This window comes from Plastoroseomonas hellenica (genome assembly GCF_018129085.1).
Lineage (GTDB): Bacteria > Pseudomonadota > Alphaproteobacteria > Acetobacterales > Acetobacteraceae > Plastoroseomonas > Plastoroseomonas hellenica.
Map to the genome: position 1 here is coordinate 1 of NZ_JAAGBB010000141.1, position 1,442 is coordinate 1,442.

The 1,442-nt window shown below is 70.6% G+C and carries 1 protein-coding gene; it reads right to left on the reverse strand.

What is annotated here, in order from left to right:
* Window positions 1-1,442: ShlB/FhaC/HecB family hemolysin secretion/activation protein (locus GXW71_RS34525; RefSeq protein WP_211858608.1), on the reverse strand; the 1,442-nt coding region annotated here is incomplete at both ends.

Consider the following 1,442-nt stretch of genomic DNA (forward strand, 5'->3'; position numbering starts at 1 on the left):
ACCCGGATCCCGATGCCGTAGGAGGAGATGCGGCGGTCGGGATCGATCGACTGGTTCTCGTAGGTGCGGCCCCAATCATAGAAGGCATAGGCCACCGGGGCGAAGGTAAAGCTCTCGCCGAAGATCGTCCGCTCGAAGCTGGTGCCAAGCTGCAATTCGAGGGAGGCGGCGATGGCGCGGTCGCCGCTGATCTCACCGGCATAGAAGCCGCGGCCGAGCCGCCCGCCGCCCAGGAAGAATTTTTCCGAGAGCGGCAGCACGTCATTGCTCCATTGCCCGGCGACCGTGCCCTGCAGCGCCAGGGTCGCGCCTTCCCAGGGGGAGAACAGCGTCTGGGTCCGCGTCAGGTCGAAGGCGATCGCGGTGAAGCCGGGATCGGCGCCGGCGCGCCCGGCATCGAGATTGCCGCGCGCGGTCGCGCCGAAGGCGTCGACGCCCTGGGAGAGGCGCAGCAGCAGCGTATTGGAGGCCGGGCGGCTGTCGCCGAGCAGCAGATCATAGGCCGCGGCCTCCGCGCCCACCCGGAAGACCCGCACCGCGTCATGGCTGAGGCGCACCTGGCCCGTGGCGCCATCGACATTGATCTCGCTGTCGATCGCATCGAAGGCGGCGGTCAGGTTCAGGCTATGGGTGCGGCGGCGCAGCAGCGGATAGCTGGCGGAGATGCCGGCGACCGTCGTCTCCCCCTCATAGCCGATGGCGCGCAGCACGCCGGAGGGGCGCGCCCGGCCGCGCCCGGCATAGAGCCGCATCTTCAGCCCGGAATCGCCGACATAGAACTCGCTCGCCACCTGGCCGAAGAGCTGGGTGTCGTGGGTGCCGTAGAAGAGAGAGAGCTCGGTGCGCTCGCCGAACTCGGTGAAGCTGTTGAGCTGCAGCACGCCGAGCGCCTGTTCCGGCCCGGTCAGGCGGAAGGCGCGGTTGTCGGCGGTGAGATAGCCGGTGACCGGGCGACGGCTGACGCGCGCGACCAGGATCAGCGCGCCCGGCGCGGTGCCGGCCGGGCGCAGCACGGTGCGCAGCGTGATGCCCGGCATGTCCTGCGCGATCAGCAGCCAGCGCTCCAGCCGCGCGACGTCGAGCGGGCGCTGGTCCTTCAGGTGATTGAGGAAGCGGAGCAACTGGGTGCCGGCGGGCCCGATATCGCCGTCGAGCTGGACGTCGATGATATGGCCTTCGCCCACCACCAGCCGCAGCGTGCCGTCGCGATCGACCACGGCATCGACCGTCGTGAAGACATAGCCCTGCTCGCGATAGAGGCCGAGGATGGCGGCGCGTGCCGCCTCCAGATTGGCGACTGGCACGGCGGGGCCGGTCAGCGGTGCGCCGCCGCGGGCGAGGAGCTCCTCAGCCGGAAAAGCGGTCGCGCCTTCGACGACGGCGCGCCGAATCGCGACATTGCCGCCGAGCGCGGCGGGGGGGATGCCGGGGGCGGCGGGCGT